Source organism: Tenacibaculum sp. E3R01, from assembly GCF_003318185.1.
In the GTDB taxonomy this organism is placed as follows: domain Bacteria; phylum Bacteroidota; class Bacteroidia; order Flavobacteriales; family Flavobacteriaceae; genus Polaribacter; species Polaribacter halocynthiae.
The window spans coordinates 75269-91119 of record NZ_QOCC01000019.1; the positions used below are offsets into that span (position 1 = coordinate 75269).

The window sequence follows — 15851 nt, forward strand, 5'->3', positions numbered from 1 at the left end:
AAAAAACAATTAATGCAATTTTCAGATTTCCCTATACATACAACCATACTAAAAGCTCTTACTGAAAGTAAATACCACACAGCTACTCCTGTTCAGCAAGAAGTTATTCCTTTAGTTATAGATAAAAAAGACGTTGTTGTAACGGCACAAACTGGAACTGGAAAAACTGCAGCGTTTGCTTTACCTATTATTCAAGGGCTGCTTAAAGAACAAGATGCAGAAAAAGGCGGTAAAAAAATTAAAGCATTAATTATTACTCCTACTCGTGAATTAACAATACAAATTCATGAAAGTTTTAACATGTATTCAAAATATACAAATTTAAGAAGTACAGCTGTATATGGAGGAATGCCTACCGCTCCTCAAAAAGATGTATTAAATAAAGGTGTTGATATTTTAATAGCTACTCCTGGAAGATTAATTGACTTACATAAACAGAGTGCTATTGATTTACGTTTATTAAAAACTCTTGTCTTAGATGAAGCTGATTTAATGCTTGATATGGGCTTCATAGATGATGTTAAACGAATAGAAGAGTTATGCCCTCGCAAGAAACAAACATTACTATTTTCTGCAACCATGCCAGAAAAAATAACAGAGTTAGCAAACTCAATGTTATACAAACCAAAAAAAGTAATAATTGCTCCTTCAGGAAGTACTTCAAAAAACATAGGGCAATTATTATATTATGTTCCTAAAAAAAATAAAACCGATTTATGCTTACATTTATTACGTAATACAATTAACGGTAAGATTATCATTTTTAGACGTACCAAAATTGGTGTTGATAAATTAGAGCAAACACTTGTAAAAAACAACTATAAAGTAACCAGTTTACATGGTGACAAAACCCAAGCATTGCGAAATAAAGCTATTGAAGATTTCAAAGAAAAAAAAGCTACAATTTTAATTGCAACAGATGTTGCTGCTCGTGGTATTGATATTAGCAAGGTAGATGCTGTTATTAATTTTGATTTACCTAACATTCCAGAAACCTATGTTCATAGAATAGGTAGAACTGGTAGAGCTGGTAAATCAGGTATTGCTTTTTCATTATGTAGTGCTGATGAAACTTCATACATAAAAGCAATTCAGGAAGTTTTAAAAAGGTCTATTACTGTTATAGAGGATCATCCTTTTCCTTTAGTAAAACCCAAACATATTAAACAACCAAATACAATTAGTAAAAATAAAAAAGGACGAAAATCTACAAACTCTAAAAAAAACAAAAAACGTTGGTATTAATATATCCAAGTATTTTTTAAATATTCTCAAATTTAGTATTTCCAAAAAAAATTAGTAAATTTATAAACTAAGTACATTATCCCCTTATTAATGGAAAGTTTAAATCAATTTACTCAAGTTTTGGGTTTACGTAGGGCTAAACACTTTTTACGAAGAACCTCTTTCAATTTTACCAGCGAAGTTTTAGATGATTTCTCTAAATTAACACCAGAAGAAGCATTTAATAAACTTACTTTACAACAAAATAATAAATGGATAGAACCCTATGATCCATTACCTACAAGTGCTCCTGATGGAAATTGGACATCATCTACTAAAAAACCTACCGATTTTTCTGGTCAATCTAGAAAACGGAGAATTGTAACCTCTTGGTGGTGGTATAATGCAATTACTCAAAATTCTTTAAAGCAAAAACTTACTTTCTTTTTACATACCTCCTTTACTGTTTCAAAAGATGGAGGAGCTGGTACTTCTACGCACTTTTTTGATCATTTACGTCTTTTAGAACATTATGCTTTTGGAAATATAAAAGCTTTATCAAAAAAAATAACATTTGATAATGCAATGTTAGATTATTTGGATAATACAAAAAACAATGCGAATAATCCTAACGAAAATTATGCCCGTGAGTTTCTTGAATTATTTACCATTTTAAAAGGTCCTCAAAAAGGAAGTGGAGATTATACAAATTATACTGAATTAGATATTCAACAAACCGCTAAAGTTTTTTCAGGTATAAAAACACAGGTAGATAGGAGTTTAATAGATACTGACACCAATTTACCCAAGGGGAGAATTGTTATAAACCAGCATGAAAAAAATGATAAAACTTTTAGTGATGCTTTTAACAAACAAATAATTAAAGGTCAAAATACTGAAGCAGGAATAGAACAGGAACTGGATGATTTTGTTGAAATGATATTCTCTAAAGAGGCAACAGCAATTTCTTTTTGCAGAAAACTATATCGTTTTTTTATAAAAAGCGAATGGAATGATGAGGTTGAAAATTCTATAATAAAACCATTAGCTACTGAATTAAAAAATGGTAATTATGAAATATTACCAATTGTTAAAAAACTACTCATATCTAAACACTTTTTTGATGTAAGTGATTCAAATCCGAGTGATGAAATTATTGGAAGCATTATTAAAAGTCCGCTTCAATTAATCAGTGAAACCATCTCTTTTCTTAAATTAGAAATTCCTGACCCTGTAAATAATAGCGGTGAATTTTATACTTTTTTCAACTTTATTCATAGTTCTTTTCTAGCTGCATCAGGAATGAATTTATGGTCACCCGATTCTGTTGCTGGTTACCCTGCACATTATCAAGAACCCGATTTTGATCGTCATTGGTTTTCTTCTAATACTGTATTAGCAAGATACAAAATGATTGAAAGCTTAATTACAGGGAGAAATAAAGTTGGAAATAATGGAAGAATTCAAGTAAGTATTCATCTTCCTTCCTTTGTTAAGGATACCATAAAAAATGCTTCAGATCCAATTGAATTAATTACTGAACTTTCTGGCTACTTATACCCTGAAGTTATTTCTGAGGAAAGAAAAAACTATTTTGCTGAAAATTTACTAGAAGGATTCCCTAATTACTATTGGACTAGTGCTTGGGTAGCCTATACCAATGGAGGTGATGATACTATTGTAAAATCGCGTTTAGATTCTTTAATAATAAGAATGGTAAATACTCCTGAATATCAATTAATGTAATATCTAAATATTCTTTTAAATACATCCCCTTACAATGAAAAGAAGAAATTTCATAAAATTAGCATCCTCAGTATCAGCCTTAGGTTTAATGCCTTTAGAATTGAGAGCTATGCTAAAAACTGTAGATATAGCAAGCTGTGGCGATCTTTCAAATAGAAAACTGGTTTTAATCAATTTAGCTGGAGGAAATGATGGCTTAAATACTGTAATTCCCTTAAATGTTTACGATGAATATGCGGCACTTCGTCCTACCCTTAAAATACCAACATCTGGGAATAAAAGCTATATTACTTTAGATAATACGTTATCAGATACTCAAAAGATTGGCCTAAACCCAGCACTTACAGGTTTTAAATCTTTATACGATCAAGGCTCTTTAAGAATACTTCAATCTGTAGGTTACCCTTCTCAAAACAAAAGTCATTTTGCTTCAAAAGACTTGTATTCAACAGGAAATGATGGTAATAGTTGGGATAACGGAAACGACTCTGGGTGGATAGGTCGATTTGTTGAAAAATATTATTCAGGAGAGTTAAAAGAAAATTACCCGTTAGGTGTACAAATAGGCTCAACTAAAACTGAGCTGGGATTTCATGGTGAAGATGAACATGGCTTATCTATAAATATTTCTGGTCAAGATCCTTCTGGGTTTTATACTGAATTAAATGGCCTTGGTGGAGTAGCACCCACAAATATTCCAAATTCTGATTTTGGAAAAGAATTAGAATATATTATCAATGTAAATTCTTTATCAAACCAGTACTCTCAATCTATTTCATCAGCCTTCAATAAAGGTAAAAACATTGCTACTTATCCTGATACCGATTTATCAAATCAATTAAAAACTGTAGCTCGTTTAATTAGCGGAGGCTTACAATCTAAAGTTTATATGGTTCGTATAGGAGGATTTGACACTCATAACAATCAAAACCAAGCTTCTGGAGATGTTGAAGGAAAACATTACAATTTATTAAAAACTGTTTCTGATGCAGTTGAAGTATTTATGAGTGATTTAACTTCACAAACTATAGCTGATGATGTGGTTGGTTTAACTTTTTCTGAATTTGGGAGAAAGGCTAAAGAAAATGGAAATTTAGGTACTGATCATGGAGAAATAGCACCTATGTTTGTTTTTGGGAAACCTGTAAACGGAGGAGTATCTGGTAATAATGTAGATTTAACTGAAGCTATATCTGGTAATAATTACCAACTAGAAACAGTTCAATTTGACTACAGACAAGTATTAGGCACCTTACTTCAAAATTTTTTAGGTGCCAGTAATTTGGTAATTGACAATGCTTTTTTTAACAACACAACCAGTCAAAGTTTCTCTGATTTAAAAATAAATGAATTATTAAAAAACTCACATTCAGTAGCAACAAATTGTTTAAGTGATACACTTTCTAACAATGATGTAATTTTAAACAACAGCAATAACAAATGGTTAGTACATCCAAATCCATTTAATACTATTATAAACTTAAACTCATTAGAAGATTTTTCAACAGTAAATTATCAATTATACAATAATCAAGGCCAACTTGTTTTACAAAATGTAGTTAAAGGTTTTAATAATAATATTAAAATAGTTGCTCCTAATTTAGCTTCAGGAATTTACTTTTTAAAAATTAAAAATAATGGTAAAACTGAAATACACAAGCTACTTAGGCTATAATCTGTCTATCCTTTAAATTTTATAGGAACATGCACAACCTTTTTGGTTTCAAAAAAATCTTCCTCATAATAATCAGGCAATTCATAAATAGTTGCACTAGGAAAATTAGTTAATTCTTCTGTTAAATCCCCTCCTTTTAAATACAAAATTCCATTTTTAAGTTGGTGATTTTGCTTTTTTTGTACTTTCTTTTTTATCCAACGATGAAAAGTTTCCATTTGAGCTACAGCCCTACTTACTATAAAATCGTACGTTTCATTAACTTCTTCAACTCTTCCGTGAGTTGTTTTTACATTTTCTAAGCCTAAGCCTTCAACAACTTCATCTACTACTTTTATTTTTTTTCCTATTGAATCTACCAAATGAAAATTAGTCTCAGGAAATAAAATAGCTAATGGAACACCTGGAAAACCTCCTCCTGTACCAACATCCATAACATTCGCTCCTGGTTGAAATTGCATTACTTTAGCTATTCCTAACGAATGTAATACATGACGTAAGTATAGCTCGTCAATATCTTTTCTAGAAACTACATTAATTTTCAAGTTCCAATCTTCATACAATTCCTGTAGTTTAGAGAATTGTTCTATTTGTGTTTCCGTTAAATTTGGAAAGTATTTAAGTATGATTTCCATAAAATTGCTAATAAGTTGCAAAAATAGTTAAATGTTAACAAACAATTCCTAACAAAAACTGACGTTTATCATAAAAAACAACAACAAAAAGCATATTTTTGCTCTTTCCTTTAACAAACAATAAATGAAGACAATAAACTTCTCAAGAATAGACAAGCAAAAGTTTTTTAGAACTTTGAATAAAAGAGTTAATACATACTTTAAAGAAAATAACATAAAACGTACTGGTAACTGGAAATTATATACCAAAGCTATCGTTATGTTTTCTTTATTTTTAATTCCTTTTGTTTTTATCTTAACTGTTGACATGTCGCAATGGATTAAATTAATTTTGACCATTGTAATGGGTATTGGTATGGCTGGTGTTGGTATGAATGTAATGCATGATGCAAATCATGAATCATTTTCAAGCAACAAATGGGTAAATAAACTAATGGGTAGTAGTATTTATATTTTAGCTGGAAATGTATATAACTGGAAAGTACAGCACAACGTACTTCACCATACATACACGAATATTAAAGATCATGACGAAGATATTGATGCTGGTAGAATTATCCGTTTCTCTAAACATTCAAAATGGTTAAAAATTCATAAATTTCAAAAATACTATTCTTTCTTTTTATATGGTTTATTAACCATTAACTGGGCTATTACTACCGATTTTAAACAAATGCATAACTATTTAAAAAGAAAATTATCGTATGGTAAATTTCCTAGTCCTGCAACAGAATGGACTAAACTAGTTATCTCTAAAGTAGCGTATTATTCTCTTTGGATTGTATTACCTATTGCAGTTTTAAACATCGTTTGGTGGAAAGTATTAATCGGTTTTTTTGTTATGCATTATACTGCTGGAATTATTTTAAGTGTAGTTTTCCAATTAGCACATGTAGTGCCCAAAACAGAAATGCCTTTGCCTGATGAAAATGGAAATATGAAAAACACTTGGGCAATACACCAATTGTATACTACAGCAAATTTTGCTCCTAAAAATTGGCTTATTAACTTTTATACTGGCGGTTTAAACCACCAAGTAGAACACCATATTTTTCCAAATATTTCTCATGTTCATTATAATAAGTTAGCAAAAATTGTAAAAGAAACTGCCTTAGAGTTTAATTTACCTTATAATGAGTATAGAACAACAAGAAGAGCAATTATTGAGCACTTCAATCATTTGGCTGAATTAGGTAAAAAGCCTCAACTAGCATAATTAAAAAACAACAACGCAATATATAACAATGTCAAACGCATTATCAGACAGAATTAACAGTTTACCTGTTTCCCAAACATTAGCTATGGCAGCTAAAGCAAGAGAATTAAAATCTCAAGGGAAAGACATTATTAGTCTAAGTTTAGGAGAGCCAGATTTTAACACTCCTGATTTCATTAAAGAAGCGGCAATTGAGGCCATTAACCAAGATTATAACTCATATACCCCTGTTGATGGATATGTAGAGCTAAAAGAAGCTATTTGCGCTAAATTTAAGCGTGATAACAATTTAACCTATAGCCCAAATCAAATTGTAGTTTCTACTGGAGCTAAACAGTCAATTGCTAATATAGCTCAGGTTTTATTAAACCCTGGAGATGAAGTTTTATTACCTGCTCCATATTGGGTTAGCTATTCTGCAATTGCTACTTTGTGCGAAGCTAAATTTATTGAAATACCTTCATCTATTGATACTGATTTCAAAATTACACCTGAGCAATTAGAAGCTGCTATCACTCCTAAAACAAAAATGATTTTCTTTAATTCACCAAATAACCCAAGTGGTTCTATTTATAGTGAACAGGAATATAGAGCTTTGGCTGAAGTTTTAGAAAAGCATCCTCAAATTTATATTTTATCTGATGAAATTTATGAGCATATTAACTATGGTAGTGAACTTTTTAGTTTTGCTGCTATTGAAAGTATGTATGATCGAACCATTACTGTAAATGGATTAGCAAAAGCTTTTGCTATGACTGGTTGGAGAATTGGATATATTGGTGCTCCACAATGGATTGCTAAAGCTTGTACAAAAATGCAAGGACAAATCACTTCAGGAACTAATTGTATTGCTCAACGTGCTGCTATTACTGCTGTATTAGCTGAACCTAGTAAAGTGCAATATATGGTTGATGAATTTAAAAACCGTAGAGATATAATGTTGGCTTTATTAGGAAAAGTTAACGGATTTAAATTAAATATACCTGAAGGTGCTTTTTATGTATTTCCTGATATTTCTGCTTTTTTCGGAAAAACTATTAAAGGAAAATTAATTAACAATGCTAGTGATTTTTCTATGTTATTATTAGAAGAAGCTAATGTTGCTACCGTAACTGGTGAAGCTTTTGGTGCTCCTGATTGTATTCGTATGTCATATGCTGCATCTGAGTTACAATTACGTGAAGCTGTTAAAAGAATAAAAGAAGTTCTTAGCTAGTTTAGTAATTAAAAAAGAACTAAAAATATAAAGGCAATGTATTTAATAATACATTGCCTTTTTTTATTAAAACAAGTTAAAATGATTTATTTACTCATTTTACCTGTAGCACAGCTTACAAAAGATTTCGCTTTATGCAGCACTGTATTTTTATCTCCTACCTCTGGATAACCTAGCTTAGATAACTTTTCCTTTACTTTTTGTAAATTTTCTAAAGGAGTATTAACAGCTATTAATGATTTTTCTACATCTACAGTAACTGTATCTACTCCATCAATTTCTAATAATCCTTTTTTTATAGTTGCAGCACAACCACCACACTTTAAGTTTTCTATATATATATCTTGTATCATTTTATTTAGTTTTTTGTTGCCATTGCATATACCCACCTTCTATATTATAAACCTCAAATCCCTTTTTCAATAACGTTTCAGCTGCAATCATACTTCTTCCTCCTGATCTGCAATATAAATATACAGGTTTAGTTTTATCTAGTAGCTTTAAAGCTTCCTTTTCAAAACTTGAAGATGTGACATCTATCTTAATTGCATTTTCAATAATCCCTTTTTGCCATTCAGCAGGCGTTCTCACATCAACTAACTGTATTCTTGAATCACTTTTTAAAACAGTTTCTAATGTATTGGTAGTAATATTTTTAATTTCTTTAGATTGTCCTTTACACCCAGTTAAAAACAATACGGTAATTATAAGTATACTATTTATAAATTTCATTTTTATTTATTTTAATGTTGACGGACACACACCAATTGTTCTTTCTATACTAGTTTCTTTTATAGCTTTATATCCACCAGCAACATCAATTACATGATGATACCCTCTTGCTTTCAATATAGAAGCTGCAATCACTGAACGATATCCTCCAGCACAATGCAAATAAAAGTCTTTATCAACTGGAAATTCATTAACGTACTCATTAATAAAATCTAACGGTGTGTTTGTTACATTAATAATATGATCATTGTTATATTCACCCGGTTTACGAACATCATAAACCGTTACACCTTCTTTTAATTTATTTTCTAAAGTTGTTGCCGAAACAGACTGTAAGGTATCTACTTCATTATTTGTTTTTTTCCAAGACTCAAAACTATTATCTAGATACCCTAAAACATTATCAAAACCTACTCTTGATAATCTTGTTATTGTTGTTTCTTCTTCTCCTTTTGGAGTAACTAATAGTATAGGCTGCTTAACATCTTTTATTAAAGCACCAACCCAAGGCGCAAATGTACCTCCTAAGCCAATAAAAATAGACTTTGGTATAAATCCTTTAATAAACTCCGATTGATGTCTAACATCTAAAATTACAGCGTCAGAATCATTTGCTAATTTTTCAAATTCATTTACTGATAATGCTTTTGATCCACTTTTTATTACATCATCAATTGATTGATATCCCTCTTTGTTCATTTTTACATTCAATGGGAAATATGCAGGAGGAGGTAATAAACCATCTGTAACTTCTTTAATAAACTCCTCTTTGTTCATATCTTCACGTAATGCATAATTAGTTCTTTTTTGTTCACCTATAGTTCCAACAGTTTCTTTACTTAAATTTTTACCACAAGCAGAACCTGCTCCGTGTGCAGGGTAAACAATTACTTCATCATCTAAGGTCATTATTTTTGTTCGTAAACTATCGTATAACAAACCTGCTAACTCTTCTTTGGTCATATCTGCCGCTTTTTGAGCTAAATCTGGTCTTCCAACATCTCCTAAAAACAATGTATCTCCACTAAATATAGCGTGATTATTACCTGCTTCATCTTTTAACAAATAAGTTGTACTTTCCATGGTATGGCCAGGTGTGTGTAAAACAGTAATGGTTATATGTCCAAGTTTAAAAACGTCTCCATCTGTTGCTATATGTGCTTCATATTTTGGTGCAGCTGTAGGACCATATACAATTGTTGCCCCAGTTTTTTCAGCAAGTGTTACATGCCCGCTTACAAAATCTGCATGAAAATGAGTTTCAAAAATATATTTTATTTCACTTTTATTTCTTACTGCTGTATCAATATAAGACTGAACTTCTCTTAATGGATCAATAATAGCTACTTCTCCATTACTCTCAACATAATAAGCTCCTTGTGCTAAACAACCTGTATAAATTTGTTCTATCTTCATAATATTACTCATACGCTTGATGTATGTATTGTGCGTATTTTTTTTGATTTAAATTATCTCCTGTTTTAAAAAATTGTACGGCGCCATTAGCTCTCATGAAAAATTGATCTAAACTTACTACTTCTAACAAACCGCTTCTAAAAAGAGCATCTCTTACCGGCCCTTTAACACCAGCAAAATAAAAATTAACTCCTCTTTTATTATAATATAATATACGCTCTTTAAGCATATCAACACCTGTACTATCAACTCTATTAATACTTTCAGCATCAAGTACTATTAATTTCAATTTCGTTCCTTTTTCTTCAACCAATTCATCTAGCTTATCTCTAAAATAATTAGCGTTAGCATAAAATAATTGGGCATCAAATCTAAAAACTAAAACTTCTTGATCAACAACAACTTCTTTAAATCTATTTTTATTTCTATAAAAATCAGAATTTGGAACTTTTCCTAGTTCAATTACATAAGGCCTAGATGTCCTAAATATTAATAAAATAAGCGACATCCCTACTCCTGTTAAAATACCATACTTAATACCGAAAAAAAGTGTTGAGAAAAAAGTTGCTACTAATAACCAAAAATCAAGATTATTAGCACTCCATAATCGTTTAGCTTCTTTAACATTAATTAAATTAAATACAGCTACTACAATAATTGCCGCTAATATTGTTTTAGGTAAAAAATAAAACACTGGTGTTAAAAACAATAACGTTATGATTACTAACACCACTGATATAAATGCAGCAATTCCAGTTTTTGCACCAGATTCTGCATTAATAGCTGAACGTGAAAAACTTGAAGCTGAAGGATAGGCTTTGAAAAGAGAACCTATAATATTACTTAATCCTAATGCTATTAATTCTTGATTAGGCCTAATACGATAATCATCTTGTTTTGACTCAAGAGTTTTCCCTATAGAAATGGTTTCTAAATATCCTACCATTACTAAAGTTAATGCTATAGGCATTAATTCTTTTATTAATGCAATATCTATAACTGGCATTGCAAAATTTGGTAAGCCAGAAGGTATATTTTTAACTATCTCTACATCTGACCAACTTTTTCCAAAATATTTAACTGTAATAATACCTAATATCACTACAATTAAAGCATTGGGTATTTTTTTATTTACTCTTCTAAAAAATACTATAATCAAACATGCAGTCAGTCCAATTATAGTTGTATTTTTATTATAGTATTGTATTTTATCAAAAATATCTTCTAATAATATATGTATTTGATCACTTTGTAAAAAATCAACTCCTAATAAATTTCTAAATTGATTTAATCCAATTATAAGTGCAACCGCTGAAGTAAATCCGGTGATAACAGGTCGTGAAAGAAAATTAACTATAAAACCTAATTGAAAAACTCCCATTAAAAACTGAATTGTTCCTACAATTAAAGCCAATAATATAGCTATAGCAATATAACTTTCAGAGCCAGCCAATGCAAGAGTTGATACTCCAGTTGCCACAATTAAAGAATCCATGGCTACAGGACCAATAGCTACTTGACGAGAAGAACCAAATATTGCATAAATTAATTGAGGAAAAAGTGCGGCATATAATCCATAGATTGGAGGTAATCCGGCAATTAAAGCATATGCTATTCCTTGAGGTATTAAAACTATAGCAACAGTTATACCAGCAATTACATCTCCTTGTAGTTGTGATTTTTTATAGTTAGGTAACCATTCTAAAATTGGTATCAGTTTTTTAAGTAACTTCATTTTATTTAAAAAAAGTTAATTATTTTAAATTATAGAAAGGAATTGTCCATTCTAAAAAACTCTCTTTCTTATTTTTCTTTTCAATTTTAATTTCATGTACACCTTCAGATAAATTTTTAATATTTATAAAACAAAGTAGTCCAAATTGGTTAGTACGCACATGATTATCATATCTTATAAAATCTACATTCACTTTTTCTCCATCTAGTAGAACTATGTTGTATTTTTTATAACAAGTTGACAAATAATTTGCATAATCATTCTTTTGTTCTTTCTTAGATTTTTCATGATCTTTTACAAATTCACCACAAACTTTATTTCTAATTTTACTTTCATAAGTATATATAGGGATAAAAACTTCTAAAACGTTAGACTCTATTTTATCAGATTGAATTTCAGGAGCCAATAAAAAAGTATTATTTACATTAGCGTCTTTATAATAATTTGAATAAGTTTTATGAACATCGAAAAAATTATTTTCACCTGAAATAACTAAATAAAATATGTTTGTTTTTGCTATTTGTACACTCGTTACAATTCCTCCAGATACTATAAACAAGAATATTAAATATACTAGTGCCTTTTTCTTTTTAAAATTAGATCCAAATACCATTGATACTTGTAAAATACTTTTATAAAGTGGCCCAAAAGACAACATAGAAACGAATTTTACAATCTTAAAGTTAAATGTTTGTAATTTTTCTTTTTCTCTGTTTCTTTTCAAGTTTGCATACAAACCTACAAGAGCTTGAAATATTGAACTTGTAAATATGAATATAGCTGGAATTAAAAGAATATAATGGTTCACATAATCAGAAAGCAAATTATAAACAAATAAATATAAACTTGAAAATAATGCCATATAACCATACATTAATAAAAATGTAAAAGCAACAGAAAAAATAACACTACATAACTCATCAACTTTTTGAATTGAGTCTTTAAGTTTTGGTAAAATTGAAAGAATTTTTTCTGTATAAATTTTTGAATACGCACTATCCTCTATACTATAATCAGGAAACACAGAATTTAAACCTACTAATCCAACCCAATATGCACGTAAGAAAAAATGAATTACAAACATGGACGCTAAAATACTTATAGCTATAAGACCAAAAAGAACTATAAAATAACCGATATAGTATTGTGATGGACTTAAAAAATCTATAAATAAGTTTGTGCTCCAACTTATAAGATCGAAAAGTTTAAAAGAACCAAAAATGGCAATTGCAGAAACTAACAATTCAGCTTCCCAACTTTCATCCTTTAGCCTTTGTAACCAACTTTTAGTATCTTTTTTTTCCATAAATTAAAATAATTCACCTTGGGTTTTTCCTTTTATTCTTCCTAAATGTTTGTAAGCTAAATCTGTTACTTCTCTTCCTCTTGGCGTACGCATTATAAACCCTTGCTGTATTAAAAAAGGCTCATATACCTCTTCTATAGTTTCAGCATTTTCGGCTACTGCAGTAGCCAATGTAGTAATACCTACTGGACCTCCTTTAAACTTATCAATGATAGTAGTTAAAATTTTATTATCCATCTCATCTAGCCCATGAGCATCGACATTCAATGCCTTAAGAGCATATTTTGCAATCTCAATAGTTATTTTACCATCTCCTTTAATTTGAGCAAAATCTCGAACTCTTCGTAATAATGCATTTGCTATACGAGGTGTTCCTCTACTTCTACCTGCAATTTCTATTGCTGCCTCCATTGAAGTTGGTACTTTTAATATAAGTGCACTTCTAAGAAGTATATTACTTAATAATTCAGTTGAGTAATAATGCAGTCTACTACTAATACCAAAACGAGCTCTCATTGGAGCTGTAAGTAAACCTGATCTGGTAGTAGCACCAACTAAAGTAAATGGTTCCAAATTGATTTGTACTGTACGTGCATTTGGCCCAGACTCGATCATTATATCAATTTTGAAGTCTTCCATTGCAGAATATAAATATTCTTCAACAATTGGGCTTAAACGGTGTATTTCATCAATAAATAATACATCTCTTTCATCAAGATTGGTTAACAACCCAGCTAAATCTCCAGGTTTGTCTAAAACTGGTCCTGAAGTGACTTTAATTCCTGCATCTAATTCATTTGCTAAAATGTGAGCTAGGGTAGTTTTACCTAAACCAGGAGGGCCATGAAACAATGTATGATCAAGTGCTTCATCTCTTTGATTAGCTGCTTCAACAAAAATTTTAAGGTTTTCTATTGCTTGATCTTGGCCAGTAAAATCGTCAAATGACAACGGACGTAGTTTTTTTTCTACATCTATTTCTTCATTTGAATAATTACTATTTTCCGGATTTAAGTTCTCGTTCATATGTTTCACAAATATACTTCAAATAAAATGTTTGTTTTGTGATAAAAGTTACTAAACAAACAATGGCTGTATTGCTAAGGTACTCATAAGAAATGATAATTTTAAACAAAAAAAAAGCCTTTCTTTCGAAAGGCTTTTTTTTGTTTATATATTTTTAAGATGGCTCTTCGCCCTCTAATAATGGTGTAGTTTGTAATACGAAATCTTTACCGTGAACATACTCTCCATTTTCATCAGTTTTACTATAATCATAAGCCCATCTATGAACTTCAGGAATTGCACCTGGCCAGTTACCATGTATGTGTTCAACTGGTGTAGTCCATTCTAATGTATTAGAATTCCATGGGTTTTGAGTTGCTTTTTTACCTCTATAAATTGAAATAAAGAAATTAGCTAAGAATATTAACTGAGCAAGTCCTCCTATTATAGCCATTACAGTCATAAATACATTGATTTCAACTAAATCATCAAACATTGGAAAGTTTGTATTTGTATAATAACGACGAGGTAAACCAGCTAATCCAACAAAGTGCATTGGAAAAAATACTCCATAAGCAGTTATAATAGTTAACCAGAAATGCCAATAACCTAATGTTTTATTCATCATTCTACCATACATTTTAGGGAACCAGTGGTAAACACCTGCAAACATTCCTAATAAAGCTGATACTCCCATTACTAAGTGGAAGTGAGCTACCACAAAGTAAGTATCATGTACATTGATATCTAATGCAGAATCACCTAAAACTAATCCTGTTAACCCTCCTGTTACAAATGTAGAAACTAATCCGATAGAAAATAACATTGCAGGATTCATTTGTAAATTACCCTTCCATAAAGTAGTTACATAATTAAATGCTTTTACTGCAGATGGGATTGCAATTAATACTGTTGTAAATGTAAACACAGATCCTAAAAATGGATTCATTCCAGAAATAAACATATGGTGACCCCAAACAATCGTAGATAAAAAGGCAATAGCCATAATTGATCCAATCATTGCGCGGTAACCGAAAATTGGTTTACGTGAATTAGTTGAGATTATTTCAGAAGTTAATCCTAATGCTGGTAATAAAATAATATATACTTCAGGGTGTCCTAAGAACCAAAATAAGTGTTCAAATAATACTGGTGATCCTCCCTGATAATGTAATACTTCTCCTGAGATAAAAATATCTGATAAAAAGAATGATGTTCCAAAACTTCTATCTAATATTAATAATAAAGCGGCAGATAATAATACTGGGAAAGAAATAACACCGATAATTGCTGTAATAAAGAAAGCCCACATAGTTAATGGCAATCTTGTCATTTTCATTCCTTTTGTACGTAAATTTAGTACAGTTACAATATAGTTTAATGAACCAATTAAAGACGATGCAATAAAGATAGCCATAGAAACTAACCATAATGTCATTCCAGTTCCTGATCCAGGTATTGCTTGTGGTAAAGCAGAAAGTGGTGGGTAAATTGTCCATCCAGCTGATGCAGGTCCAGCTTCAACAAATAATGAAATTACCATTATTACTGAAGATAAGAAAAATAACCAGTAAGAAACCATATTTAAGAAACCAGATGCCATATCACGAGCACCAATTTGTAAAGGAATCAATAAATTTGAGAAAGTACCACTTAATCCAGCTGTTAATACAAAGAATACCATTATTGTACCGTGAATTGTAACCAATGCTAAGTACATATCTGGGTCCATAACTCCATCAGTTTGATGGTTACCTAAAAACGCTTCAATAATTGAGAATGATGTATCTGGCCATGCAATTTGTAAACGAAATAACATAGACATAAAACCTCCTATAACCCCCATGAATATTCCGGTTACAAGGAATTGCTTCGAAATCATTTTATGATCTTGACTGAAAATATATTTCGTTACAAATGTTTCTTTGTGATGGTGATCTGACAT

At 30.4% G+C, this 15851-nt stretch carries 13 protein-coding genes; 5 read left to right on the forward strand and 8 right to left on the reverse strand.

The window, feature by feature from the left end:
- Window positions 1–12: 12 nt before the first annotated feature.
- From DS884_RS05475 to DS884_RS05485, 3 genes are all read left to right on the forward strand, one after another.
- A complete protein-coding gene (locus tag DS884_RS05475) occupies window positions 13–1245 on the forward strand; it encodes a DEAD/DEAH box helicase (RefSeq protein WP_113786067.1) in 1233 nt (410 codons plus the stop codon).
- Between the two features lie 90 nt (window positions 1246–1335).
- Window positions 1336–2970 (forward strand): DUF1800 family protein, encoded by a 1635-nt coding sequence (locus DS884_RS05480; protein WP_113786068.1) that lies wholly within the window; start codon window positions 1336–1338, stop codon window positions 2968–2970.
- A gap of 34 nt (window positions 2971–3004) precedes the next feature.
- Window positions 3005–4645, forward strand: coding sequence for a DUF1501 domain-containing protein (locus tag DS884_RS05485; protein ID WP_113786069.1), 1641 nt, complete (start codon window positions 3005–3007; stop codon window positions 4643–4645).
- Between the two features lie 5 nt (window positions 4646–4650).
- Here the strand turns inward: DS884_RS05485 and rsmG are convergent, their stop codons facing one another.
- Window positions 4651–5280: a 16S rRNA (guanine(527)-N(7))-methyltransferase RsmG gene (gene rsmG / locus DS884_RS05490; protein ID WP_113786070.1), complete on the reverse strand. Its 630-nt coding sequence runs from the start codon at window positions 5278–5280 to the stop codon at window positions 4651–4653.
- Window positions 5281–5404: 124 nt separating this feature from the next.
- On the opposite strand from rsmG, the gene DS884_RS05495 reads away from it, so the two are divergent.
- The gene (locus tag DS884_RS05495; RefSeq protein WP_093869847.1) at window positions 5405–6496 is read left to right on the forward strand and encodes a fatty acid desaturase family protein; all 1092 of its coding nucleotides are present in this window, start codon (window positions 5405–5407) and stop codon (window positions 6494–6496) included.
- A 28-nt stretch (window positions 6497–6524) separates the two neighbouring features.
- Entirely contained in the window at window positions 6525–7712 is a 1188-nt protein-coding gene (locus DS884_RS05500; RefSeq protein ID WP_199488188.1) for a pyridoxal phosphate-dependent aminotransferase, read from the forward strand.
- Between the two features lie 86 nt (window positions 7713–7798).
- Here the strand turns inward: DS884_RS05500 and DS884_RS05505 are convergent, their stop codons facing one another.
- From DS884_RS05505 to DS884_RS05535, 7 genes are all read right to left on the reverse strand, one after another.
- Window positions 7799–8065 carry a heavy-metal-associated domain-containing protein gene (locus DS884_RS05505; protein ID WP_093869845.1) on the reverse strand — a complete coding sequence of 89 codons (267 nt, stop codon included), beginning with the start codon at window positions 8063–8065 and terminating at the stop codon, window positions 7799–7801.
- A 1-nt stretch (window position 8066) separates the two neighbouring features.
- The gene (locus tag DS884_RS05510) at window positions 8067–8444 is read right to left on the reverse strand and encodes a rhodanese-like domain-containing protein (RefSeq protein ID WP_113786071.1); all 378 of its coding nucleotides are present in this window, start codon (window positions 8442–8444) and stop codon (window positions 8067–8069) included.
- 6 nt (window positions 8445–8450) lie between these two features.
- Window positions 8451–9860: an MBL fold metallo-hydrolase gene (locus DS884_RS05515; RefSeq protein ID WP_113786072.1), complete on the reverse strand. Its 1410-nt coding sequence runs from the start codon at window positions 9858–9860 to the stop codon at window positions 8451–8453.
- Window positions 9861–9864: 4 nt separating this feature from the next.
- Window positions 9865–11595, reverse strand: coding sequence for a SulP family inorganic anion transporter (locus tag DS884_RS05520; protein WP_093869842.1), 1731 nt, complete (start codon window positions 11593–11595; stop codon window positions 9865–9867).
- Between the two features lie 19 nt (window positions 11596–11614).
- Window positions 11615–12901, reverse strand: a complete 1287-nt coding sequence (locus tag DS884_RS05525) for a hypothetical protein (RefSeq protein ID WP_093869841.1) — start codon at window positions 12899–12901, stop codon at window positions 11615–11617.
- Between the two features lie 3 nt (window positions 12902–12904).
- Window positions 12905–13927, reverse strand: coding sequence for a Holliday junction branch migration DNA helicase RuvB (gene ruvB / locus DS884_RS05530; protein ID WP_093869840.1), 1023 nt, complete (start codon window positions 13925–13927; stop codon window positions 12905–12907).
- A 154-nt stretch (window positions 13928–14081) separates the two neighbouring features.
- Window positions 14082–15851 (reverse strand): cbb3-type cytochrome c oxidase subunit I, encoded by a 1770-nt coding sequence (locus DS884_RS05535; protein ID WP_093869839.1) that lies wholly within the window; start codon window positions 15849–15851, stop codon window positions 14082–14084.

Bases quoted from the DNA above. Each gene is read 5' to 3' on its own strand.
- DS884_RS05525 (WP_093869841.1), bottom strand. From the start codon at position 12,901: ATGGAAAAAAAAGATACTAAAAGTTGGTTACAAAGGCTAAAGGATGAA.
- DS884_RS05495 (WP_093869847.1), top strand. From the start codon at position 5,405: ATGAAGACAATAAACTTCTCAAGAATAGACAAGCAAAAGTTTTTTAGA.
- DS884_RS05505 (WP_093869845.1), bottom strand. From the start codon at position 8,065: ATGATACAAGATATATATATAGAAAACTTAAAGTGTGGTGGTTGTGCT.
- DS884_RS05485 (WP_113786069.1), top strand. From the start codon at position 3,005: ATGAAAAGAAGAAATTTCATAAAATTAGCATCCTCAGTATCAGCCTTA.
- ruvB (WP_093869840.1), bottom strand. From the start codon at position 13,927: ATGAACGAGAACTTAAATCCGGAAAATAGTAATTATTCAAATGAAGAA.
- DS884_RS05520 (WP_093869842.1), bottom strand. From the start codon at position 11,595: ATGAAGTTACTTAAAAAACTGATACCAATTTTAGAATGGTTACCTAAC.
- rsmG (WP_113786070.1), bottom strand. From the start codon at position 5,280: ATGGAAATCATACTTAAATACTTTCCAAATTTAACGGAAACACAAATA.
- DS884_RS05535 (WP_093869839.1), bottom strand. From the start codon at position 15,851: ATGTCAGATCACCATCACAAAGAAACATTTGTAACGAAATATATTTTC.
- DS884_RS05480 (WP_113786068.1), top strand. From the start codon at position 1,336: ATGGAAAGTTTAAATCAATTTACTCAAGTTTTGGGTTTACGTAGGGCT.
- DS884_RS05510 (WP_113786071.1), bottom strand. From the start codon at position 8,444: ATGAAATTTATAAATAGTATACTTATAATTACCGTATTGTTTTTAACT.
- DS884_RS05475 (WP_113786067.1), top strand. From the start codon at position 13: ATGCAATTTTCAGATTTCCCTATACATACAACCATACTAAAAGCTCTT.
- DS884_RS05500 (WP_199488188.1), top strand. From the start codon at position 6,525: ATGTCAAACGCATTATCAGACAGAATTAACAGTTTACCTGTTTCCCAA.
- DS884_RS05515 (WP_113786072.1), bottom strand. From the start codon at position 9,860: ATGAAGATAGAACAAATTTATACAGGTTGTTTAGCACAAGGAGCTTAT.